The organism is Paramagnetospirillum magnetotacticum MS-1, assembly GCF_000829825.1.
Lineage (GTDB): Bacteria > Pseudomonadota > Alphaproteobacteria > Rhodospirillales > Magnetospirillaceae > Phaeospirillum > Phaeospirillum magnetotacticum.
In genome coordinates this window covers 840,853-864,031 of record NZ_JXSL01000030.1, presented here as the reverse complement: position 1 = coordinate 864,031, position 23,179 = coordinate 840,853, and the positions used below count along the sequence as shown (strand labels likewise).

Below are 23,179 nucleotides of genomic sequence, written 5' to 3'. Positions count from 1 at the left end.
GCTTTAGAATTTTCGGGCGGTGATCAAGTCACGGCTCATGCGGCCCATTCGAACGAATTGGGCCAGGACGTGCATCAAGGATTGGTGCACATCCTCGATCACCCCATAATTATCGGAAGTCACATGCAGGCTCACATCGGCCAGTCTGGACGAGCGGCCGCCGGAAAAGCCGGTCATGGCGAGGGTGCGGACTCCGTTGTCCTTGGCCCATTGAATGGCGCGGACCACGTTTTCGGAATCGCCTGACGAGCTGATGGTGATCAGAAGGTCGCCGGGGCGCGCAAAGCTCTGCAACTGGTAACAAAAGACCTCGGCATAGGAGATGTCATTGGCGATGGCCGTGATCATCTCGATGGTGGAAGAGAGAGAATGGACGCGGGGCTTGAAGTCGGTATCCGTCTGGATGCCCTTCACATGGTCGCAAACCAAATGATTGGAGATGGCCGCCGATCCGCCATTGCCGCAGCAATACACATGCGCGTCGGCCTCAACCGCTTCGCGCAGAAGGATTTCGGCGGCGGCAAGGGCGCTTCTGGGAACCGAGGCCATGGCCTTTCCCACCTGTTCCGCATAGGCTTCGAAATAGGTCGTGATGCTGCCGAATGGCTTATCGGGAAACGACATGGCTGTCCTTGGAGCTTTAGTAAACTGGGTCGTTGTAGCGTCTAGCCCTGACGATTTCCATCAGGTTCGACAATATCGCTGTGGCCTGCGGCCACTGCCATGGCCAAGGCCGCCGCAAGCCACACGGAACAAAGCCACCAGCTCTGCCAGACACCGTAGCTGACACTGGACACCACAATCCCGACGACGATGCCCTGGGCGGTGACCGCTGCATCCAGCGGGTTTCGGACGGTGGTGATCCTGCGGGCCAAAACAATGATCAGGCTGCAAAGCATGACAACTCCAACGGCACCCAGCTCAAGCCAAATCTGACCTGGACCCGAATGAGGATGGAGCGGAAGCAGCTGTTCGTTCAAAGGTACCCCATCAGGACCGGCGCCGTAGGGGACATTAAACCGACGCATCACCAGCACGTTCTCCTCCGCGCCGGGGATGTTGCGCGAGCCGTCCAAACCCCATCCACGCAGCGGATGCTCGAGAATCCTGGTCGCGGTAAAGTTCCATATGGTCAGGCGATGATGGGCCGAGTTGGGCAACAAGGACAGCCGGTCCATGGTTTCCTGCGGAGGCGGAACCATGGAAAGCAAGGGGAAGGCCAAAATTACCGCAATACTTCCGCCCATGGTAAGTCGGGCGCAGAGTCCAGGGTTGCGGATCACTCCCCATATGACCAGGGGGGCCAGTAGAATCGGCAGTTTGGCGGCCAGGGAATGGCCGCCGAAGATGGCGAAGGCCGCCAACAAGGCCATGGCGATGGTCAGACGGGGCCGTCCAAGCCGCCAAGCGGCAATCAAGGCTGGCCCGATTAGCAGGGCCGAAACGGTCAATCCCCGGCTGATGCGGCCGTTGAAGGCTTGGTCCAGGTGGCTGCGCTGGGGATGGAGAAAGCTCCCCGGTCCGATCTTGATCACTTCCGCCGCGGCAAGGCCGAGCCCGACGAGCACTCCCAGCACCAGGGCGATGCGGACACGCTTGCGCCCGGCGTCGTCCAATCGGCCAGCGGCGGCAACGACCAACGGCCCTCCGGAAAACAGCAGGATCAAACCCGTCAGGGTCTTCAGGGCTTGCAAGACATCAAGCGCCCAAAGCAATCCGATGGTCATCCAGATCAGCGCGCAACCAAGAATCAGCAATCCCGGCCGCCATACCGCGGTCCAAGGCTTGCTGCGCCATTCCAGAACCAGGACCGCTACGCCGACCAGGATGAAGAGCGGCGCCATGCCAAGGGGAGCATAGATCGCCACGGTCGGCGCGAAGATGGCCCCGAAAGCAAGCGCATGGGACGCATTGATCGATTTCATGTCTCAGGAAAACCTTTCCAGGACAGCGACGATTCGTTTGGCCGCCTGTCCATCCCACATCTCGGGGATTCGCCCGGCCTTGCCACCTGTTGTGCCGATCTCGCGGACCAAAGCGAGAATCCGCCCGGGATCACGACCGACCAGGGTATTGGTGCCACATTCGACAGTGATGGGCCGTTCGGTGTTGTCGCGCAGGGTCAGGCAGGGCACGCCGAGCGCGGTGGTCTCCTCTTGAATGCCGCCGGAATCGGTCAGGACCAGCTTGGCCGACTTCATCATGCCGAGCATGGACAGGTAGCCCAACGGCCCCAGCGGCAGAATCAGCCGGTTGTCGAGCATGCCCGAGAGCCCGGCCGCCTCGATACGGGCTCGGGTGCGCGGGTGCAAGGGCATGACGACCGGCAGATCCCGGCCGATTTCCGCAAGGCATCCCAGAAGCGTGGCCAGCATGCCGGGCTCGTCCACATTGGATGGTCGGTGCAAGGTGGCCAAAGAAAAGCGCTCCGGCAATTCCAGTCCCGCCTCGGCCAGGGTGACGCTTGGCTGGATGGCGCGCGGCAAATTGGCCATCAGCGTGTCGATCATCACATTGCCGACGAAATGAACCCGCTCGGCGGCGATCCCCTCCGCCGTCAGATTGCCCAGCGCGGAGCGTTCGGTGGTGAACAGCAGATCGGAAATCTGGTCGGTGAGGACCCGGTTGATTTCCTCGGGCATGGTGCGGTCGCGCGATCGCAGGCCCGCCTCCACATGCACCACCGGAATGCCTTTCTTGGCGGCCACCAAGGCACAGGCTATGGTTGAGTTCACATCGCCGACCACCAGCACGATGGGGGCGATGGCCTGATCCAAGACAGGCTCGAAACGGATCATCACCTGAGCGGTCTGCACGGCGTGGCTGGCGGAGCCGACTTCGAGATTGGCATCGGGGGCGGGCATGCCCAGTTCCGAGAAGAACCGCTCGTTCATATCCGGATCATAGTGCTGGCCGGTATGGATCAGCACAGGGGACAGACAGGACGAACGGCCAAGCTCCGCCGCGATGGGCGCGACCTTCATATAGTTGGGCCGGGCGCCGACAACGCATACGACCGTTCTCAGGCGATGATTCATCGGGGCGGCGTTCTTTCGGAGAGGAATGGCACCGAATATATAGCCGCCGGACATTCCTTAATCCAGCGATGAAATTGGGACCTTTCCTGGGGCTTCGGCTGTGCTATATCCCCCTGGAAATCCTGATCAGACGGAGAGCCCGATCCATGTCCGACCTGTCCCCTATCCGCCGCGCCCTGTTTTCCGTTTCGGACAAGACGGGACTGGTCGAGTTCGGCCGTTTCCTGGCTGGCAAGGGCGTCGAAATCCTGTCTACGGGCGGTACCTGTAAGGCACTGCGCGATGCCGGCATCAAGGTTACCGAAGTGGCGGATCACACCGGTTTTCCCGAGATGCTTGATGGCCGCGTCAAGACTCTGCACCCCAAGGTTCATGGCGGGCTGCTGGGTATCCGCGGCAATGCCGAGCACGAGAAGGCCATGGCCGAGCACGGTATCGCCCCCATCGATCTGCTGGTGGTCAACCTCTATCCGTTCGAGAGCACGGTGGCCAAGGGCGCCGAGTACGACGACTGTGTCGAGAACATCGACATCGGCGGCCCCGCCATGATCCGCGCTGCCTCCAAGAATCACGCCGCCGTCGCCGTGGTGGTGGATGTGGAGGATTATGCCGTGGTCCAAGCCGAGATGGAGGCCAATAACGGCGCCACCACCTTGGCCCTCAGGAAGCGTTTGGCCGCCACGGCCTATGCCCGCACCGGCGCCTATGACGCCGCCATCAGCCAGTGGTTCGCGCGTGAACTGGGCGACACCTTCCCGCGCCGCGTCGTGGTGGCGGGCGAGTTGAAGCAGTCGCTGCGCTATGGCGAGAACCCGCATCAGGCCGCAGCCTTCTATGTCACAGGTCACCAGCGCCCCGGCGTCTCCTCCGCACGCCAGCTTCAGGGCAAGGAACTCAGCTACAACAACCTCAACGACACCGACGCCGCCTATGAGCTGGTGGCCGAGTTCGACGAACCCGCCGTGGCCATCATCAAGCACGCCAACCCTTGTGGCGTGGCGGTGGGCAAGGACATCGTCTCGGCTTACAAGGCGGCGCTGGCCACCGATCCGGTCTCGGCCTTCGGCGGCATCGTCGCCATCAACCGCAAGCTGGACGGCGCCACCGCCGAGGAAATCGCCAAGCTCTTCACCGAAGTTGTGATCGCCCCGGAAGCTGATGACGCTGCCGTGGCCGCCTTCGCCGCCAAGAAGAATTTGCGCCTGCTGGTCACCGGCGGCATGCCCGACCCCTCGGAAGCCGGGATGACGTTGCGCCCGGTGGCGGGCGGCTATCTCTTCCAGACCAAGGATAACGGCCGCATCATGCTGCCCGACCTCAAGGTGGTGACCAAGCGCGCCCCCACCGAGCAGGAGCTCAAAGACCTGCTGCTGGCCTTCCGCATCTGCAAGCACGTCAAGTCCAACGCCATCATCTATGTGAAGGACGGGGCCACTGTCGGCATCGGTGCCGGCCAGATGAGCCGCGTGGACAGTTCGCGCATCGCCGCCTGGAAGTCGCAGGAGGCGGCGACCGCCGCCGGTCTGGCCCAGCCGGGCACCATCGGCTCGGTGGTGGCCTCGGACGCCTTTTTCCCCTTCGCGGACGGATTGCTGGCGGCGGCGGCGGCGGGCGCCACGGCGGTGATTCAGCCAGGCGGCTCCATGCGTGACGCAGAGGTGATCGCCGCTGCCGACGAGAAGGGGCTGGCCATGGTGTTCACCGGAATGCGTCACTTCCGGCATTAGAAGGGGAGCGTCGGGCCGACGGCTCGGCCCGACGCTTTCAATTTCCGGCTCTCAGATAGATGTCGAGGCCCGCGCAGCCGCGCCGGTCGAGGCGGTAGCGTTCCGCAAGGGGCGTGCCATCTATTTCGGCGGGCATGCCCGTTGGAAGAACAACGGAGGCGAAGTAGCCCTCTCCCACCAGCCCGCCTATACCGCCGCGTTCGAAGCTTCGCCCGGCGGCACGCTCCATGGCGTATTGGTAGGCCAGAACGAAATACGGCCCGTCGGCATGCATCCAGGGCAGCGCCAGATAGGGGTCGAAGGCATACATGGGCGATGGCAGTTGGGCGACGCAGGGGCGTTGCTCGCCATAGCGCCGATCCAGGTGGGAAACGCCGTTAGAGCCTGTCACGCCGCCGATGACCAGGGCGCAGGCGACCATCTCGGCGCCCCAGGCCGCCGCCAGGACCAGGCTGGGCAGCCGGGGCCAGTGACGCCGGTCCAGCTCCGCCACGCCGCGCGCTCCGAGAAGAGCGAGGAAAAAGACCAGCGGAAAGAAATAGTTCTCGGCGGCGCCGACCTTGGCCGCCGCGGGGATGATCGGGGCCGTGGCGATCAGGCCGCACAGCCCTAGAAGCAGAGGCGTGTCGGCTGCCAAGGCCCGCCGGTTCAGCATCAGCGGCGCGGCCAAGGCCGCCGCAACGGCCACTGGCAGGATTTTCACTCCGACATTGAGCAGGTTCCGGCTCAACTGCCAAAGGGCGAAATCCGAACCCCGCCAGGCCAGCATCATGGCCCGGTATTCCGGACTGCCGAAACCCAGTGTTGCCGCGAGTCCCGCCAGATGCAGGACGACAGCCAAGGCGATGCCGCGCCAATCGCGGCGAATCAGCAGGAACAACCCCATGGCCATGGGGGCGAAGATATAGGACTGCTTGAAACTCCAGGCCGCCAGGGAGAGCAGGCTGGCGGCCGCCACCGCTCCCAGCCGGTTGCGCTCATAGGCGATCATCATCACCAGCATGGCGGCCATGGTGCACAGATGGGCCCAGAGTTCGACATTGATGGAGATCGCCCAGTAGCCGACCAGCGGACCGATACTCAGCCATGCCGTCAGCGCGGCATTGTGCAGGCGGACCGGCACCGAACAGCCGGGAGCCACGCGGGTGATGGCGGCGCTCGCGACCAGACCGCAGGCGAAGGTGGCGAGCAGGCTGAGGAACCGTCCCGCCGTGGTCGCCCAGTCGATGCCCAGGCCGAACATGGCCAAGACCATCCGGATGAAGGCGGCATAAAGGTCGTAGAACGCCCAATTATAGTAGGTTGCCGCGAACGGGATGCGGGCGGTGTCCACATAGGCCTGGCCGTCCATGGCCCGCAAGACGCCCAGGATGGCCTCCTCCTCGGCACCGCTGGTCACCACCAGCAGGGGCCGGGCGAGCGAAATGGCGGATTCCACTCTCAGGCCCAGCAATACCGCCGCCGCCGCCGCGGCAAAAGCGGCGGCCACGGTCGGAATGACTGCCTGTCGGTTCACCGACCGGCCTTGCGCAGGTAGTCGCCGCGCGACAACAGCTTCTCGATCAGGCAGTAGAGCACGATAAAGAGATATCGTGAGCCCATCTCGCGGATTTTCAGCTTGGAGACGCCGGTCTTGCGGTTATGCCAGGAGATGGGCACCACGGCATAGGAATAGCCCCGTATGATGGCCTTCAGCGGCAGTTCCACCGTCAGATTGAAATGGTGGGCGAGGAAGGGCTGCACTCCGGCGATCACATCGCGGCGAAAGCATTTGAAGGCGTTGGTGGTGTCGTTGAGACCCAGCCCGAACAGCACCCTTATGAACGTGTTGGCCAGCCGGTTCAGGGCAAGCTTATGGGGCGGGTAATCGACCACTTTGCCGCCCTTGATGAAGCGGGAACCGAAGACGCAGTCGTAGCCCTCGTTCAGCTTGTGCCAGTACCGCACCAGATCGTCGGGTGAATCGGAAAGGTCCGCCATGACGATGGCCACCGCCTCTCCCTTGAATTCGGCCAGTCCGCGCCTGACGGCAAAACCGAATCCGTTGGGCGGCGTGTTGTCCACATGGCGCAGTTTGGGGAAGCGGGCTTCGAGCCCCCGCAACTCGGCCACGGTGCCGTCGGTGGAATTGTCATTGACCACCACGATCTCGTAATCGATTCCGGCCGCTTCCAGAGCGGCGACCAGGGCAGGGACCGTCTCGATGAGGTTACCTTCCTCGTTATGGGCGGGAATCACCACGCTTAGCAGGCCCGGAATGCCGGCTTCGACCCAATCGGCCAGAGAGCGCAAGGGGGATTCGCTCACCGGCCGAACCTCTTGGTCATGGCGTCGTGAATCTCGGCCAGAATGGCGCGCATGTCGTAGCGATAGGACCATTCGGGATAGTGGGACCGGAAACGGCGCACATCGCTGATCCACCAGATGTGGTCGCCAGCCCGGTTGCCTTCGGCATAGCTCCAGTTCATGGGCCGCCCGGTCAGCTCCTCGCAGACCGCGATGGCTTCCAGCATGGAACAATTGGAGTGGCGCGATCCGCCCATATTATAGACCTCGGCCGAACGCGGTTTCTGAAACACATGCCAGAAGGCGTTGACCAGATCCCAGGCGTGGATGTTGTCCCTGACCTGCTTGCCCTTGTAGCCGAACACCGTATAGGCGTCACCGGTCACCGCACATTTGACCAGATAGCTGAGAAAGCCGTGCAACTGGGCGCCCGAGTGATTGGGCCCCGTCAGGCAGCCGCCCCGGAAGCAGGCGGTCTTCATACCGAAATAGCGGCCGTATTCCTGCACCATCAGGTCCGAGGACGCCTTTGACACCCCGAACAGGGAATGCATGCAGCCGTCGATGCTCATGCTTTCATCGATGCCGTGCTCGGCATAGGGATGGGACGGATCCAACTCCCAACGGCTCTCGCGCTCCACCAGCGGCAGCCGGTTCGGTGTGTCGCCATAGACCTTGTTGGTGGAGCAGTGAATGAAGGGCGCGTCGGGGCAATATTTGCGCGCCGCCTCAAGCAGCGCCAGGGTGCCGTTGGCGTTGACCGTGAAGTCGGTGTGGGGATCGCTGGCCGCCCAATCATGGGAGGGCTGCGCCGCCGTGTGGATCACCACGGCAATGGACTTGCCATAGCGGGCGAACAACGATTCGACTGCACCGATATCGCGGATGTCCAGGCTCTCGTGGCGGTAATTGGGCAGATCGCGGGCCAGTTCGCCCACCGACCAGGCGGTGCTGGCCCCTTCCCCGAAGAACGTCTTGCGCATGTCGTTGTCGATGCCGACCACGTCCAGCCCCTTGGCGTGGAAAAAGCGGGCGGCTTCGGACCCGATGAGACCGGCCGAACCGGTGACGATGGCGACGCTCATGACCAATCCTTAGCGTAAAACAGGTTCAAGCCTGGCCCGGTTGTCGGCCAGCCAACGACAGATATCATCCACCAGTCCGGGGACTCCTCGCTTCGGAGCCCAGCCGGTGGCGGCGGTGACCCGGCCGTTGTCGGTCACGTAATAGGGAATATCGGCATCGCGGGTTTCCGGCGTGCTGCCCATGACGACGGTCTTGCCGGTGGCGGCCTCGCACAACGCGGTCAGTTCGCGCAAGCTGACCGCGTTGGCGGCACCGCCGCCCGCATTGAACAGCGACCCGTTCCAGCGGTCGAGATCGCCCAGTTGCAGAGCCAGAAGCTCGTAAAAATCATCCACATGAAGCACGTCTCGGACCTGATGCCCGTGGCCGCCGAAGCCCATATAGCCAAGACTGCCGCCATAAAGGTGACGGGCGGCCCACAAGACCAAGAAGCCCTGGTCCACCTTGCCCATCTGCCACGGTCCAGCCAGCACACCGCAACGATAGGTCAGCGTCTTGATGCCATAGGTGGCCCGATACTCCTCCACCAGCAACTCGGAGGCCAGCTTGGTGGTGCCGTAAAGGGACCGGGCGCCGGTCAGTGGGAAGTCCTCGGAAATGCCCGCTTCGGACCAGCCGGGGCCAGCGGCGCCTGCCGGCAGCACAAGGCGATCACCCGAAGGTGAAAGCGGCAGGGCGCGCAAGGCGGCGATGGGATAGACCCGGCTGGTGGAAATGAAGGCAAAGGCCGCCCCGTGCCGCCGGGCGTGCTCCAGGCAGTTCAGGGTGCCCATCAGGTTGGTGTTGATCAGATAGGCTGGCGAGCCGCCATAGCCAGCGTGGACACTGGGCTCCGCCGAACATTCCAAGATGAGGTCACAGGGTCCTGCGGCATCCAGGTCCTCGGCACTACGAATGTCGCCGTGGACGAAATCGACCCCTCCGGCGCGCAACCGCTCCAGCGCCAACTCGCTACCGCGGCGCTTTAGGTTGTCGACGGCGACGATAGCCCGATCCGGGTGGTCGCGTTTCATGGACAAGGCGAGGGACGACCCGACGAAGCCGGCGCCTCCGGTGACGATGACCTTTCCTGCCAAGATCCTTGCTCCGGGTTCGGGTGGATGGCGCTACCCATTAGTTCAAATCGGCTAGGGGCGCAACAGTCAAGGGATTGGCAGGGCTGTCAAGGCTGGGCTATGTTGACCCCGGCAATGGGTCCCAGGTGGTTCAGTCGAATGCGGATGCCTTTACAGGGGCGGGGAAACCTCCGCCGCGGGGTGGCGGTCATCGTGGCGGCCGTCATCGGGTCGGGAGTGCTTCTGGCCCTGCGTTCCGAGCGTCTTACCCTTGAAGGCGCGCTGTGTGCCTGCGCAGCCCTGATTGTCGCGGTATTGCCGATGGCGGCCCGTCTGGCGGAGGACCGGCCCGGGCCGCTTCCCATCCTGCCGCTGGCCGCGCTGTTCTACGTTCCCTTCTTCATTCTGCCGCCCCTGCTGCTTGACGTGACCTGGCCGAACGGACAGCCGATCCGGCTTTACAGCGACGCCCCGGAGCTGGAATTCATCGGCGCCGGTACCACCGGCACCATTCTCGCCGGGCTCATCATGCTGGTGGCGGGCATGGCGCTGTCGCGGCGGTTCCGGCCCGTGGACGCCGTCCGATTGCCCACGTCATCGCCCCGGCGTCTGGCCATGATCGCTTATGGCGCAATGGCGGTGCACGCTGTCTTGCTGCTTTATCCGCCCTTGGCCGGGGCGGCGTCGGTCGGTCAATTGCTGCGCCCCACTGGCCTGCTTGCCGGGTCCCTGGCTGTCGCCGCCATGGTTTCCGGGGGTTTCAGTCGGCTGGAGATCGTCCTGATTTTGCTGGTGCTGCTTCCCGCCCGCCTGGTTGCCGGTCTTGCCACCGGGTCCCTCAACAACAGCCTGATCCTTGTCGCCTGCATCGCCCTCGTTCTTGCCGCTCTTCGGCGCCGGGCTATCTTGCCCATGCTGGCCGTCGTCGCAGTGGCCGCCTGCCTCTATACGCCGATGCAGTATTTCCGGATGGTGACCTGGGGACCCAAATCCGAGTCTCTCAATCTCAGGGATAAGGTGGCTGCTTTCGCCGAGGGTTTTAGCAGGAACCAGTTTCAGCCTGGGGGATTGTGGGGCGCCGCGACATCCAATGCCCAATGGCACCCCTATAGCAACACACTGGGCCAACTGGTATGGCCCCTTCTGAAGAGGGTGGATCAGGCATCGATTCTGGCCGTTGTGGTACAGCGGACTCCCGGCGAAATCCCGTCGTGGGACGGCCATTCCCTGAAGCATCTGCCTCTGGCCTCCGTTCCGCGCGCCCTTTGGCGGGACAAGCCGGAGGAGCGGTTCGGAAACGAATTCGGCCGCCGCTACCAGATCCTGCAGCCGGGCGACACGACCATGTCGGTGAACCTGCCATGGTTGACCGAACTGTATGCCAACTTTCTGATGCCTGGAGTGGTCGTCGGCATGTTCCTTGTGGGGCTGGGGTTGGGCCTGATCGAGATATCCCTCAACCGCCCCGATGCCCGTCCCGCGGAGGTCGCCCTATGCGCCACCTTGCTGGTTCCCTTGCTGGTTCCCGAGTCCAATATCACCCTCATGATCGGCAATCTGCCGACCATGGGGCTGGTCCTATGGGGCGGCCTCCGGCTTGGGCTATGGGGTGGTTCGGCCTCTTTCATTGACAAATCCGCCAAAATTCAATAACCGGAGCGGGCCTTCAGGTCGGAGGCGCCAACCCGCGAGGACCCCCAAGTGGCCGATAACATCCCTCTCGTCGATCTCAAGGCTCAGTTCCGCTCCATCGAGGCGGATGTCAACGCCGCCATCGCCGCCGTGCTGGCGCGGGGCGATTTCATTCTGGGCAAGGACGTTGACGGTTTTGAGAAGGAATTCGCGGCATTTTCGGGGGCGTCCCACTCGGTGGGCTGCGCCAACGGCACCGATGCGCTGCAGCTGGCCATGATGGCGCTGGATATCGGTCCGGGCGACGAGGTGATCGTTCCGGCCATGACCTTCATCGCCACCGCGCTGGGCGTCAGTCTGGCGGGAGCCACGCCGGTTCTGGTGGACGTGGAGGCCGAGACCGGCCTGCTGGACCCAGCCAAGGCCGAGGCGGCCATCACGCCGAAGACCAAGGCCATCCTGCCGGTGCACCTGTTCGGCCAGATGGCAAATCTCAAGGCGCTGAAGGCTATCTGCGACAAGCATAAGCTGTATCTGGTGGAAGATGCGGCGCAAGCCCATGGCGCCAGCCGTGACGGGCTGAAGGCTGGCACGGTGGGGTCCATCGGCTGCTTCTCGTTCTATCCCGGCAAGAATCTCGGCGCCTATGGTGATGCCGGTGGTCTGCTGACCAACGACCCTGCCCTGGCCCAGAAGCTTTTCCTGCTGCGCCATTTGGGTTCATCCAAGAAGTACCACCACGAGATCATCGGCCCCAATTCGCGCCTGGACACCATCCAGGCCGCCATTCTGCGGGTCAAGCTGCCCCATCTGGCTGGCTGGAACGACGCGCGCCGCAAGCATGCCAAGCGTTACGACGCGGCCCTGGCCGACATCAAGGGTGTGCGCCTGACCAAGAGCGATCCGGGCAGCGTCTATCATCTTTACGTTATCCGCGTGGAAGAGCGCGACCGGGTGCTGAAGGCCCTGAACGAAGCTGGCATCGGCGCGGGCATCCACTATCCCTTCGCCCTGCACGAGCTGGAGGCCTATGCTTCCCTGGGCCATAAGCCCGGCGCCTTCCCCATGGCCGAGGACTGGGCGCACCACTGCATCAGCCTGCCCATCTACGCCGAACTGCCCGATGATGCCGCTTCGCGCGCTGCCGCCGTGCTGCGCCAGGTGATCTGAGATGATCGATGTCGCACTGATCGGCACCGGCTATTGGGGTCCCAACGTCGCCAATTCCTTCGTCGCCACCGAGAAGGCCCGAGTCGCCGGGCTGTGCGATCTGGACCCGGCGCGCCTCACCGCGTTCTCCCAGCGCTATCCCCAGGCCAAGGCCACCAACCGGCTGGCCGACATCCTGGAAGACAAGTCCATTACCGCGGTGGCGGTTGCCACCCCCACCAACACCCATTTCGCCATCGCCAAGGCCGCCCTGGAGGCGGGCAAGCATGTGCTGGTGGAAAAGCCGCTGACGCTCACCACGGCGGAAAGCTTGGAACTGGGCGCGCTCGCCGACAAGATGGGCCGGGTTCTGATGGTCGGCCACGTCTTCCTTTACAACAACACCATCCGGGTGTTGAAAGACCTGATCGACAAGGGCGAGTTGGGCGACGTCCACGCCATGAGCTTCGTACGCACCAATCTGGGTCCGGTGCGCACCGATGTGAACGCGCTGTGGGATCTGGCCACCCACGACATCTCCATCATGAGTTATCTGATGGACGCCGAGCCGGTCTCGGTGTCGGCGGTGGGCCAGAGCTTCCTCAACAAGGGCGTGGAAGACGTGGTCTTCGCCACCTTCACCTTCCCCAATGGCGCCCTGGCCAATGTTCATGCCAGCTGGCTGAACCCTCAGAAGGTCCGCACGCTGACCATCACCGGCAGTCAGAAGATGGCCGTGTGGAACGATCTCGAGATCAAGGAGCCGGTGCTGGTCTATGACAAGCGAGTCGATCTGCCCAGCGCCCAGGAGCTCAAGGGCGACTTCATGGAATACAAGACGCTGTGCGTCGATGGCGGCCACGCCTCGGTACCGGTCAAGCTGAACCGCCCGCTGCAAAGCGAGTGCGAGCACTTCCTCGACTGCATCGCGACGGGCTCCCGCCCGCTGACCGATGCCGCCAACGGCGCCGCCGTGGTGCGTGCCCTGGAAGCCGCCACCCGCTCCATCGCCCAGGGCGGCACGCCGGTCGAGATCCGCTGACATGGCCGAAGCCGCCAACGTCTTCGTCCATCCCAACGCCCTGTGCGAAAGCACCGAGATCGGCGCTGGCACCCGTGTCTGGGCCTTCGCCCATGTGATGAAGGGAGCCCGGATCGGTTCGGGCTGCAATATCGGCGACCATGCCTTCATCGAGGGCGGCGCGGTGTTGGGCGACCGGGTCACCGTCAAGAATCAGGTGATGGTGTGGGAAGGAGTCACGGTCGGCGACGACGTTTTCCTCGGTCCCGGCATGGCCTTCACCAATGACCGCCATCCGCGCAGCCCGCGCATGGAAGGCGTGGCGGCCGTGGCGGCGCGCTATGCCGACAAGGCCGGTTGGCTGGCCTCCACCGTGGTCGAGAAGGGTGTGTCCATCGGCGCCCGCGCGGTGATCTGCCCCGGCATTTCCATTGGCGCCTATGCCATGGTGGCCGCCGGAGCGGTGGTGACCCGCGACGTGCCCGCCCATGCCATGGTGGCTGGTAATCCCGCCGAGCAGAAGAGCTGGGTCTGCTCCTGCGGGCGGCCCATGGAATCCAAGCCCGCCAACGGCGTTTCCTGCACCTGCGCAAAGGGCTGAGGCCATGTATAAGGGCCGCCGCGTCATCCTGATCGCTCCCGCCTATAACGAGGAGGTCAAGATCGCCGAGGTGGTGCGCCGGGCGCCGCGCGACATCATCGACACCGTGCTGGTGGTCGATGACGGCTCTACCGACGGCACCGCGAGCGCGGCGCGCGACAAGGGCGCCGTGGTGATCAGCCTGGGCGCCGTGCTGGGCGTGGGCGCGGCCATCCGTACCGGCTTCGACAAGGCCAAAGCCGAGGGCTTCGACATCGCCGTGGTCATCGCCGGCAACAACAAGGACGCGCCGGAAGAGATCACCCGCCTGCTGGACCCCATCTGCGACGACAACATGGACTTCGTCATGGGCTCACGCTGGCGCGAAGGCGGGCGTCACGGCGGCGACATGCCCTTCTACCGCAAGATTGCCACCCGCCTGCATCCCATGCTGGTGGGCTTCTTTTGTGGAAAGCGCATCACGGAAAGCACCAATGGCTACCGCGCCATGAAGGTCTCGGTACTGGACGACAAGCGCATCGATTTGCGCCAGGCTTGGCTGGACCGCTACGAGTTGGAGGTCTATCTGCTGATGAAGGTGCTGCGCCTGGGCTATCGCTGTACCGAAGTGCCAGTCAGCAAGATCTATCCCCCCAAGGCCATCGGTAACACCAAGATGAAGCCGGGCATCGACTGGTGGCGCATGCTGCGCCCCATCTTCCTTATCGGCCTGGGTCTGAGGAAATAAGCCACATGCGCCACGCCGAGGCGATCCTGTCCTGGCTGTGGGCGGTGCTGGCCCTGGCGGCGTTCCTCTATCAGTTCAGATCCCTGATCGGGCCGATCCTGGCCCGGGTTGGTCTGGCATGACGACGACTCTCGTCCTCGCCCTGATGGGTGGCGGCATGCTCGGCTGGGGATTGATGCTTGATCGTCTGCTGGGCTGCGGCGGTTTGGCGGCCGAGCGACTGAGCCGCTCCCTGGTGTTGGGATTCGGCGTTCTGGGTTGGCTGGCCTTTTTTCCCGCGCTTTTTCATCATCTGGACGCTGTCGTTCTGGCAGCCGTGCCGGGTGCGGGCCTGCCGGGTCTGTGGCTATTGCGCGGCTTTTCTCCGCCAAAGGGGGAGCGCCTTACGGTCTGGACCTGGACCCTGGGGGGCCTGATCGCCGCCTTGGCCTTTGGGGATTTTCTGGAGGGGCTGTCGCCGCCCGCCGACGCCGATTCCTTGGCCTATCATTTCGCAAACCCCAAGTTATTCCTCGAAAATGGCGGAATGGTCTTCATTCCCCGCGCTTCGGACGGCGCCGCGCCGCTCTTGCCGCAGATGACATATATGCTGGCGCTCGGTCTGGGCGGCGAGCGGGCCTTGACCCTGTGGTGCATGCTGACCGGCTGGTTGTTGCCCATTGCGGTTTTTGGAGTCGCCAGACGGTATCTCGACCGCGATTGGTCTTTGGCGGCGGGCGCCCTGACCCTGTCGCTTCCCACCATTATCTATTCCGCTGGCACCGGTCAGGTGGAGGTAAGAACCGCGGCCTTCGTCCTGGTGGCGGCGTCGGCCGCCGCGGACAGCCTGGGAAAGCGTTCCCTGCGTGCCGCCGGGCTGGCGGGCATCGCCGCCGGTCTGTTTCTGGGGTCCAAATACACCGCCCTGATGTTTATCGCCGCCATGGGATTGGTCCTGCTGGCCGGGCGGGGCTGGTTCCTGCGGTGTGCCGTTTTCGGTCTGGCGACACTGGCCGCCGGCGGTCAATGGTATCTGTGGAACTACTGGAATACCGGCGACCCGGTCTATCCCATGCTGTTCAGCCTCTTGCCCTATCGTGACGGGGTTCCGTGGAGCGCGGCTCAGGCCGCCTATATGCGCGAGGCGTTCTTCGGCAGCGAGATCCTTCTGCCCCAAACGCTGTGGTGGTGGCTGGCCTATCCTTTCCGGGTTCTGGTGGATGGCCATCCGGGCTTCGAGGCGGGTCGAACCGGCCTGGGGCCCTTTCCCCTGCTGGCCTTGCCCTTTGCCATCGCCGGTGCCTGGCGGCAGCGCCGGTCTCTGGCGGCTTCGCCGCTGACACCGATGCTGGCCATCGCGGCGCTGTTTTATGCCGCGTGGTTCTTCTTCGGAACATCGCAGCGCATCCGCCATTACGTTCCCATCGTACCGATTGTGCTCATTGTTCTGATGGTGGCTTCGGAAAGAGCCACCCGGGGGCGCTCGTCCCGTTTGGCCCTGGGCGCGGGCCTCGCCATGTCCTTGATTCTCCAACTGGGAGCCCAGGGGCTGGTGGCGTCCAATCACGCCAGACGGCTGCTGACCGGGGAAGGCCGGGACGCCTTCCTGCTGCGCAATACCCCCGCCTTCGGTGCCGTGCAGTGGGTGGATGGCATGCTGCGGCCCACGGACAAGGTCCTGACTCTTCGTCGGGAGCTGATCTACCTGTTCGAAACCCCGGTATTCTACGCCCATCCCCATGTGGAAGCGCGGGTAGAAACCCGGCCGGACAACGACGATCCGGCCCATTATCTCGCCCAATTGCGGCGTCAGGGCGTGACGCATATCCTGGTGGGACCCAGCAGCGTGAAAACCTATTCGGCCGACAGCAGCGGCATGATGGCCGAGGCTTTGATCAGTCGTGGCTGTGCTCGTGAACTGGGCATGCACCGGACCGGGTCGCTATACGGTTCGCGCACCTTGGACGGCCCCAGTCCCACCATCTCCTGGTACTGGTATCTGATTGCGATAGCACCGGCGCCTTGCCCCCTGGACCCATGACACGCAACCCCCCTGCCTTGTCCGGAGAGATCGTGATATGAGTATGGCCGCCCCTGGACCCGGATCGGTGAAGACGCCCATGAGCCCCAAAAAGATCCTCGTGACCGGCGCCGACGGCTTCATCGGTTCTCATCTGACCGAGGCGCTGGTTCGCCGGGGTCACGATGTCCGGGCCATGGTGTGCTACAACTCCTTCAATTCCTGGGGCTGGCTTGATCACTCCGAGCCGGAGATCAAGCGTTCGCTCGACGTCTTTTCAGGTGATATCCGCGACCCGTTCGGCGTGCGCGAGGCAGTCAAGGGATGTGACGCCGTGTTGCATCTGGCGGCGCTGATCGCCATTCCGTTCTCGTATCACTCGCCCGCCACCTATGTGGACACCAATGTGACCGGGACTCTCAACGTATTGCAGGCGGTGCGTGACCTCGGCGTGGGGCGGCTGGTTCACACCTCCACCAGCGAGGTTTACGGGACGGCCCGCTTCGTGCCCATCACGGAAGACCACCCGCTGGTCGGGCAGTCTCCCTATTCGGCGAGCAAGATCGGTGCGGACCAGATGGCCGAGGCGTTCTGGCGTTCTTTCGCAACTCCGGTCACCATCTTGCGGCCGTTCAACACATTCGGCCCCCGGCAATCGGCGCGGGCGGTGATTCCCACCATCATCACCCAGCTTCTGGCCGGACGGAGAAAGATCAAGCTGGGCGCCGTCCATCCCACCCGCGACTTCAATTACGTCGCCGATACCGTGCGGGCCTTCATTGCCGCCATGGAGGCCGAGGGCATCGAGGGCGAGACCATCAATGCGGCGTCGAATTTCGAAATTTCCATCGGCGATACGGCGCGGGCCATCGCACGGGCGGTTGGCTGCGACGTGGAGATCGAATGCGAGGAGGCGCGCCTGCGCCCGGAAAAGAGCGAGGTCGAACGGTTGTGGGGTGACAATGCCAAGGCGGCCCGGCTGCTGGGCTGGTCACCGCGATACGGCGGTGGCGACGGTTTTGATCGTGCCCTGGCCGAAACGGTGGAGTGGTTCCGCGATCCGGCCAATCTCGGTTTCTACAAAGCCGACCGTTACAATATCTGAGCGCCATGCATAACGAGATCATCTGCCGCCTTGAAGCCGTATGGCGCCGGACCCTACGGGTTGACGGCCCGGTGCCCTTGCATGCTCCGGTCTTCGAGGGCCACGAATGGGAGTACGTCAAGGACTGCCTCGACACTGGCTGGGTGTCGTCGGTGGGGGCCTATGTCGATCGCTTCGAGGCCATGCTGGCCGACATCACCGGGGCGCACCATGCGGTCGCCACGGTCAACGGGAGCGCCGCGCTGGAGGTCTGCCTGCATCTGGCTGGCGTTGGGGCGGGTGATGACGTCGTCTTACCGTCCCTCACCTTCATCGCCACAGCCAATGCGGTCAGCCATCTCGGCGCCTCCTGCCGGTTCGTGGATGTGGATGAGGCGACCCTGGGTCTCGACCCGGCCCGGCTTGACGATCATCTCGCGCGCCATGGGGACCGGCCGATCAAGGCGGTGGTGGTCATGCACACATTCGGCCATGCCGCCGACCTGGATGGTCTGATGCAGGTTTGCGCCCGGCATGGGGTTCCCCTGATCGAGGATGCCGCAGAATCCCTGGGCAGTTATAGCGGCGGTCGCCACACGGGAACGAGCGGTCTGCTGTCGGCGCTTAGTTTCAACGGCAATAAGATCGTCACCACCGGCGGCGGCGGAGCCGTCTTGACCAACGATCCCGACCTGGCGCGTCGGGCCAAGCATCTGACCACCACGGCCAAGCTTTCCCACCCCTATCGCTTCGACCATGACGAGGTGGGCTGGAACTATCGTCTTCCCAACCTGAACGCGGCCCTGGGCTGCGCGCAATTGGAAGCCCTGCCCGCCTATCTCGGCCGCAAGCGTAGGCTGGCCAGCCTCTACCAGGAGGCCTTTGCCGATTTGCCCGGCGTGAAGGTGGTGGCGGACCGCGCCGGATGCGCCGGGAATTTCTGGCTGAATGCCTTGATCCTCGATCGGCCAGACCGCGATCTTGTGGCGCAAGTGATCGAGGGAGCCGCCGCTCGGGGTCTTCAGTGTCGGCCCATCTGGACGCCCATGCACCGCCTGCCCATGTATCGGTACTGTCCGCGCGACGATCTGGCGGTGACCGAGGCACTGGAAGACCGGCTGATCAATATTCCATCCAGCCCAAGCCCGGTTCTTGACGCCGTCATATCCGCCGGGGCGGGATTATGACCGGTCGGTCTGCTTTTTCGCCCCTGCCACTGGATGCGCCTTTGCCAGCGGGTGGGTTCAAGACCCTGGTTCTGCTGTCGCATCCCCGCCATATTGCCGCCGCCCGGCGGGTCGAGGGTGCGCTTGTCGTCTCCACCGACTGGATGGTGTGGCAGGACCTTGCCCGAGCCGATTGTCCGGCTGTGTTCATCGATCAGTTCCTGCTAGATGATTTCCGCCCGCCCGCCGACGTCTATGTCCGCTACGGCAACTGGTGTAGGGATCTGCCCCCCGATCTGGCCGAGATTGCCGCGACTTTCAATCGTGAACTGGAAATCCTGCTGTTCGGCGTGGATCGGCTGAGCCATGCCCTTGAAAGTCTGTGCCGCCGCTACCCGGTGGAGCGCATCGTCTTGCTCGATGCGCGCACCGAGTACGGCTTGCTTGATGACGAGAGCAAGCAGATCGTGGTGCGCGATGCGGCGCGGCGTCACGGTGCGGTGTTCGAGAACCAACTGGATTCTCCGAGCCGCGATGACCCTTATTTTCCCGATGAACTGGGCTATGGCCGTGCTCCCAAGACCCCGCCCAGGTTCAGGTCGCTGATAATCCGGCTGGCCTGCGCCATCGCCGAGGGCATTACTTGCCTGGCCACGGCCCGGACGGTTCATCGGGTCTTGCTGTTTCTCAATCCCATGATGGAGCAGGGCCTGATCGCCCATAATCGGCCTGGCGATACTCCCGTGCTGATCGTTGGGCGGTCGCCAAAGACGCCGGCCTTCGTGCTGAAGTGTCTGCGCCGGGGTGTTCGCCTGGGCGGCCTTCGCGCCGCCCGATCGACTGCGCTCGAAATCGCCCGCGTGGATGCGGCCATCACGGAATTGCGCAGCCGATGGAGAGCCGTGCCGCCCGCCGACGTCACTGATGCGGTGCGACGCCATTATGTGGAGAACTCGGTTCTGGGTCGCGGGCGGCTGCATGCGGCCTTGGCCGAATTCGCGGCGTTATGCCTCTTGCTCCGTCGCAACCGTATCGTCAAGGTTGTGGTCGGCGACGCCACCAATCCCACCGCGCGGCTGTTGTCTCTGGCGGCTCGCCGGGAGGGGGCGGAGGTGGACGAGCTGCTGAACGGCATGTTTGTTCACGACTACGTCTCCGACACCCGTTGTGCCGTGGAGGGTCAGCGGCCGGGCGTTGATCGAATGTTGACCTGGGGTCGGCAGCAGGAGCTATGGCTACGGGCCATTGGGTCGCCACTTCCCTGTGTCAGGGTCGGCTATCCCGGACTGGATCCCATTTCCGTCCGGGGCGACCATAGACCCTACGGTCTGCCGCCCGTCGGCTCGGGCAACGTCCTGCTCTTGCCCATCGTACCTGCCGGCGGGAATTTGCGTGCCATCAAGAGCCAGGCCTATCCTGCCATCGTGGCGGTGGCCAGGATGCTGGCCGGTCTGGGCTATGGCCGGATTCGGCTGAAGCTGCATCCGGGCTATTCTCCCAACTATTATCACCGCCTGAATGCCGAATTCGGACTTGGTCTGGAGATCGTCGAGGCCGGGCTGGTTCCGGATCATCTGTCCTGGGCGGATCTGGTCATAGGTCCCGTCGACTCGGGAGCCCTGGTGGAGACACTGGCATTTGGCCGTCCTTATTTCGCCCTGGCGCCGCGGCCCCATTCCCTGGTCATGGACTGCATCGGTCCGCTTTGCGTCTATAGTGACGCCGAGGCGTTGGGGGCGGATCTGGCGGCGGGGCGGGCTCCTGACAGGGAGGCAATTCTCGATCACTTTTGTGGCGGTGGATGGCCCGGTGCCGCCTCGGAAACATTCTGGCGGCGGACCGGCGCCTCAGCGGAGGCCGAGGATTGAATTCGATCCTCAGCTCGGCTATGGGTTAGGTCATGAAGAACTGGGACCAGATCCTGGTTGGCCCAACGGTGCCGATCCTGGACGTCATCAAGATTCTCGACCGCTTCGCCGCCCAGATCGTCCTGGTGGTGGATTCCGACCGCAGGTTGCTTGGAACCATCACCGACGGCGATATCAGGCGCGGCATTCTGCGCGGCCTGGTGCTGGACGAGCCGGCCACGGCGATCATGAACCCCAAGCCGCTGACCGCTCTGCCCTCTTCCTCGCCGCAGGAGAGGCTGGCACTGATCCGCAGCAGGCGTCTTCGTCACCTTCCGGTGGTGGATGCGGGCGGCGTGCTTGTCGGCCTGGAGACCGAGAGTGAACTGCTGGCCGGGGAGGAACTGCCCAACTGGGTGATTCTGATGGTCGGAGGGCTGGGTGAGCGGTTGCGGCCGCTGACCGCGACGACACCCAAACCTTTGCTGCCGGTGGGCGGGCGTCCCCTACTGGAGACCATTCTGCTGCAACTGGCCGCAAGCGGATTTCGCCGCGTGTTCCTGGCGGTCAACTACATGGCCGAGAAGTTCGAGGAAGCCTTCGGGGACGGCTCGCGTTTGGGCCTCGACATCCGCTATCTGCGTGAAGACGGCAAGTTGGGCACCGCGGGCGCGCTGGGTCTGCTGCCCGAGATGCCGTCAGGTCCGGTCGTCGTGATGAACGGCGATGTCCTGACCTCCGTCAACTACAGGGCTTTGCTCGATTTCCACGCCGAGCAAGCCGCCGCCGCGACCATGTGCGTGCGCGAATACGATATCGAGGTGCCCTATGGGGTGGTCGAAGTGGAGAATTCGCGGGTGCGCGGCTTGAAGGAAAAGCCCGTTTTGACCCATTTCATCAATGCGGGCATCTATGTCCTCGATCCGGTGGTGCTCGGCCATCTGGAGACCGGCCAGCCTTGCGACATGCCGGGCCTGCTCACCAAGATGATGGCGCAAGAGCGGCCGGTCGTCGCCTTCCCCATCCGTGAATACTGGCTCGACATTGGGCGGCTGGACGATTTCGCCAAGGCCAATGGCGATTATGATCATGTTTTCCGAGGCACCGATGGCTGATCCCCGTCCGGTTCTCATCGCCGGCGGGGCGGGCTATATCGGCAGTCATGTGGCCCTGGCGCTGGCCGATGCTGGCCGTCCCGTGGTGATTCTCGACGATCTGTCCACGGGCAGGCAAGCCCTGGTGCCGGAGGGTGCCGTCTTCGTGCGGGGCGATATGGGTGACCGCGCCCTGGTCCGCCGTCTTCTGGCCGAACATGGCTGTAGCGGCGTGATGATGTTCGCCGGTTCCATCATCGTTTCCGAATCCTTCCGCGAGCCCCTGCCCTACTGGCGCAACAATGCCGGAAGCGGACTTGCCTTTGTGGAAACATGTGTCGAAGCCGGAATCCGACATTTCGTCTATTCCTCGACCGCTGCCGTATACGGCACGCCAGACACGCTGCCCATCTCGGAAAGCGCGGCCCTGCGCCCCATCAGCCCCTATGGGCGTTCCAAGCTGGCGGTGGAGTGGGCGCTGTCCGACATCTGTGAAACGGCGCCCACGCGGTTTGCGGCGCTGCGTTACTTCAATGTGGCTGGGGCGGATCATCGGGGGCGTAGCGGCCAGGTCTCTCCCGTGGCGACTCACCTGATCAAGATCGCCGTCGAGGCGGCATTGGGCCGCCGAGAGGGCATGGCCATCTATGGCGACGATTATCCGACCGCCGACGGGACCTGTATCCGCGACTACATCCACGTCACCGATCTGGCGGAAGCCCATGTTCTGGCGCTTGCCCATCTGGAACGGGGGGGAGAGTCGCTGATCGCCAATTGCGGCTACGGTCACGGCTTTTCCGTGCGCGAGGTCATCGACGTCGTCCGCCGCGTGTCGGGGCGCGACTTCCCCGTTCACAGTTCCGAGCGCCGGCGTGGCGACCCTCCGGCATTGGTGGCGGATTCCGGCCTGCTGAAGGCAAAACTCGGTTGGGTGGCACGGCGCGACGATCTGGAACTGATGGTTCGTTCGGCGCTGGAATGGGAAGCTAAGCAGCAGCCATGATCAGGCGCTTCGACCTGACCCTTCCTTTCGGCGCCGGTGTGCCCGCCTGGCCCGGCGAGCCTCTTCCCATCCTTACCCGCCTTTCCGACATGGATAATGGGGACGCCTGCAACGTCACGCGTCTGAATTTCGCCGTGCATTACGGCACCCATCTGGACGCGCCGATTCATTTTATTCGAGACGGCGCCGATGTTGCCTCCCTTGCCCTTGATGTTCTGATGGGGCCTTGCTCGGTCGTCCATGTGCCCGACCATGTCGCCGAGATCGGCCCGGCGGAGCTTGAGGCGCTGGCCGTTCCGCCCGGTTGCGAGCGTTTGCTGCTTGCCACGCGCAATTCCGCCCTGTGGAATCAGCCCAACCATCCCTTCTTCACCGATTTCATCGCATTTACTCCGGCGGGGGCGCAATGGTTGGTGGAGCGTGGGATCAAGTTGGTTGGAATCGACTATCTGTCGGTGCAACGATTCGCCGATGCCGAACCGACCACTCATCGCGTTTTGCTGGGGGCCGGAATCGTGGCGGTCGAGGGTCTGGACATGCGTGGCATCGATCCCGGTGAATACGAACTGGTCTGCCTGCCGTTGAAGCTGATCGGCGCCGACGGCTCGCCGTGCCGGGTGGTGCTGACGCGCAATTCTTGACGCACGGGCGCCAAAGGGCGAGA

Annotated in this window: 20 protein-coding genes; 13 read left to right on the top strand and 7 right to left on the bottom strand. The window is 63.8% G+C overall.

From position 1 onward, the window contains the following. Positions 1–3: 3 nt before the first annotated feature. The 3 genes from CCC_RS16590 to wecB are packed head-to-tail and all read right to left on the bottom strand — an operon-like array spanning position 4 to position 3,038. Entirely contained in the window at positions 4–624 is a 621-nt protein-coding gene (locus CCC_RS16590; protein WP_009870461.1) for an SIS domain-containing protein, read from the bottom strand. A gap of 41 nt (positions 625–665) precedes the next feature. After that, on the bottom strand, positions 666–1,925 hold the full coding sequence (locus CCC_RS16585; RefSeq protein ID WP_041042098.1) for an O-antigen ligase family protein: 1,260 nt from the start codon (positions 1,923–1,925) through the stop codon (positions 666–668). Positions 1,926–1,928: 3 nt separating this feature from the next. Further along, entirely contained in the window at positions 1,929–3,038 is a 1,110-nt protein-coding gene (wecB, locus tag CCC_RS16580) for a non-hydrolyzing UDP-N-acetylglucosamine 2-epimerase (RefSeq protein WP_041042547.1), read from the bottom strand. Between the two features lie 146 nt (positions 3,039–3,184). On the opposite strand from wecB, the gene purH reads away from it, so the two are divergent. Then, positions 3,185–4,765 (top strand): bifunctional phosphoribosylaminoimidazolecarboxamide formyltransferase/IMP cyclohydrolase, encoded by a 1,581-nt coding sequence (gene purH / locus CCC_RS16575; RefSeq protein ID WP_041042096.1) that lies wholly within the window; start codon positions 3,185–3,187, stop codon positions 4,763–4,765. Between the two features lie 37 nt (positions 4,766–4,802). Here purH and CCC_RS16570 read toward each other — a convergent pair whose 3' ends face one another. Genes CCC_RS16570 through CCC_RS16555 form a run of 4 tightly spaced genes read right to left on the bottom strand, consistent with a single transcriptional unit; the run spans position 4,803 to position 9,213 of the window. Beyond that, on the bottom strand, positions 4,803–6,281 hold the full coding sequence (locus CCC_RS16570) for a hypothetical protein (RefSeq protein ID WP_152619793.1): 1,479 nt from the start codon (positions 6,279–6,281) through the stop codon (positions 4,803–4,805). Further along, entirely contained in the window at positions 6,278–7,072 is a 795-nt protein-coding gene (locus CCC_RS16565) for a glycosyltransferase family 2 protein (protein WP_009867197.1), read from the bottom strand. The genes CCC_RS16570 and CCC_RS16565 overlap by 4 nt, the downstream gene beginning before the upstream one ends. Continuing rightward, positions 7,069–8,136, bottom strand: a complete 1,068-nt coding sequence (locus CCC_RS16560) for an NAD-dependent epimerase/dehydratase family protein (RefSeq protein WP_009867198.1) — start codon at positions 8,134–8,136, stop codon at positions 7,069–7,071. Before CCC_RS16560 ends, CCC_RS16565 begins: the two co-directional genes overlap by 4 nt. Before the next feature lie 9 nt (positions 8,137–8,145). Next, positions 8,146–9,213, bottom strand: coding sequence for an NAD-dependent epimerase/dehydratase family protein (locus tag CCC_RS16555; protein ID WP_041042093.1), 1,068 nt, complete (start codon positions 9,211–9,213; stop codon positions 8,146–8,148). A 192-nt stretch (positions 9,214–9,405) separates the two neighbouring features. On the opposite strand from CCC_RS16555, the gene CCC_RS16550 reads away from it, so the two are divergent. From CCC_RS16550 to CCC_RS16495, 12 genes are all read left to right on the top strand, one after another. Further along, the gene (locus tag CCC_RS16550; protein ID WP_152619792.1) at positions 9,406–10,845 is read left to right on the top strand and encodes a hypothetical protein; all 1,440 of its coding nucleotides are present in this window, start codon (positions 9,406–9,408) and stop codon (positions 10,843–10,845) included. 48 nt (positions 10,846–10,893) lie between these two features. Beyond that, positions 10,894–11,994: a DegT/DnrJ/EryC1/StrS family aminotransferase gene (locus CCC_RS16545; RefSeq protein WP_009871316.1), complete on the top strand. Its 1,101-nt coding sequence runs from the start codon at positions 10,894–10,896 to the stop codon at positions 11,992–11,994. Position 11,995: 1 nt separating this feature from the next. Next, complete coding sequence (locus CCC_RS16540) at positions 11,996–13,015, top strand: Gfo/Idh/MocA family protein (protein WP_009871315.1); 1,020 nt, start codon at positions 11,996–11,998, stop codon at positions 13,013–13,015. Between the two features lies 1 nt (position 13,016). Continuing rightward, the gene (locus tag CCC_RS16535; RefSeq protein ID WP_009871314.1) at positions 13,017–13,595 is read left to right on the top strand and encodes an acyltransferase; all 579 of its coding nucleotides are present in this window, start codon (positions 13,017–13,019) and stop codon (positions 13,593–13,595) included. Between the two features lie 4 nt (positions 13,596–13,599). Next, a complete protein-coding gene (locus tag CCC_RS16530; protein ID WP_009871313.1) occupies positions 13,600–14,322 on the top strand; it encodes a glycosyltransferase family 2 protein in 723 nt (240 codons plus the stop codon). Between the two features lie 118 nt (positions 14,323–14,440). After that, positions 14,441–16,342 carry a glycosyltransferase family 39 protein gene (locus CCC_RS16525; protein WP_009871312.1) on the top strand — a complete coding sequence of 634 codons (1,902 nt, stop codon included), beginning with the start codon at positions 14,441–14,443 and terminating at the stop codon, positions 16,340–16,342. A 79-nt stretch (positions 16,343–16,421) separates the two neighbouring features. Further along, positions 16,422–17,426 (top strand): NAD-dependent 4,6-dehydratase LegB, encoded by a 1,005-nt coding sequence (locus CCC_RS16520; protein ID WP_041042089.1) that lies wholly within the window; start codon positions 16,422–16,424, stop codon positions 17,424–17,426. 5 nt (positions 17,427–17,431) lie between these two features. Then, complete coding sequence (locus tag CCC_RS16515) at positions 17,432–18,592, top strand: LegC family aminotransferase (protein WP_009871310.1); 1,161 nt, start codon at positions 17,432–17,434, stop codon at positions 18,590–18,592. Beyond that, positions 18,589–20,439 carry a hypothetical protein gene (locus tag CCC_RS16510; protein ID WP_041042087.1) on the top strand — a complete coding sequence of 617 codons (1,851 nt, stop codon included), beginning with the start codon at positions 18,589–18,591 and terminating at the stop codon, positions 20,437–20,439. Before CCC_RS16515 ends, CCC_RS16510 begins: the two co-directional genes overlap by 4 nt. Positions 20,440–20,471: 32 nt before the next feature. Then, the gene (locus CCC_RS16505; RefSeq protein WP_009871308.1) at positions 20,472–21,533 is read left to right on the top strand and encodes a nucleotidyltransferase family protein; all 1,062 of its coding nucleotides are present in this window, start codon (positions 20,472–20,474) and stop codon (positions 21,531–21,533) included. Then, the gene (gene galE, locus CCC_RS16500; protein ID WP_009871307.1) at positions 21,526–22,515 is read left to right on the top strand and encodes a UDP-glucose 4-epimerase GalE; all 990 of its coding nucleotides are present in this window, start codon (positions 21,526–21,528) and stop codon (positions 22,513–22,515) included. Before CCC_RS16505 ends, galE begins: the two co-directional genes overlap by 8 nt. Continuing rightward, a complete protein-coding gene (locus tag CCC_RS16495; protein ID WP_009871306.1) occupies positions 22,512–23,156 on the top strand; it encodes a cyclase family protein in 645 nt (214 codons plus the stop codon). The genes galE and CCC_RS16495 overlap by 4 nt, the downstream gene beginning before the upstream one ends. Positions 23,157–23,179 lie beyond the last annotated feature (23 nt).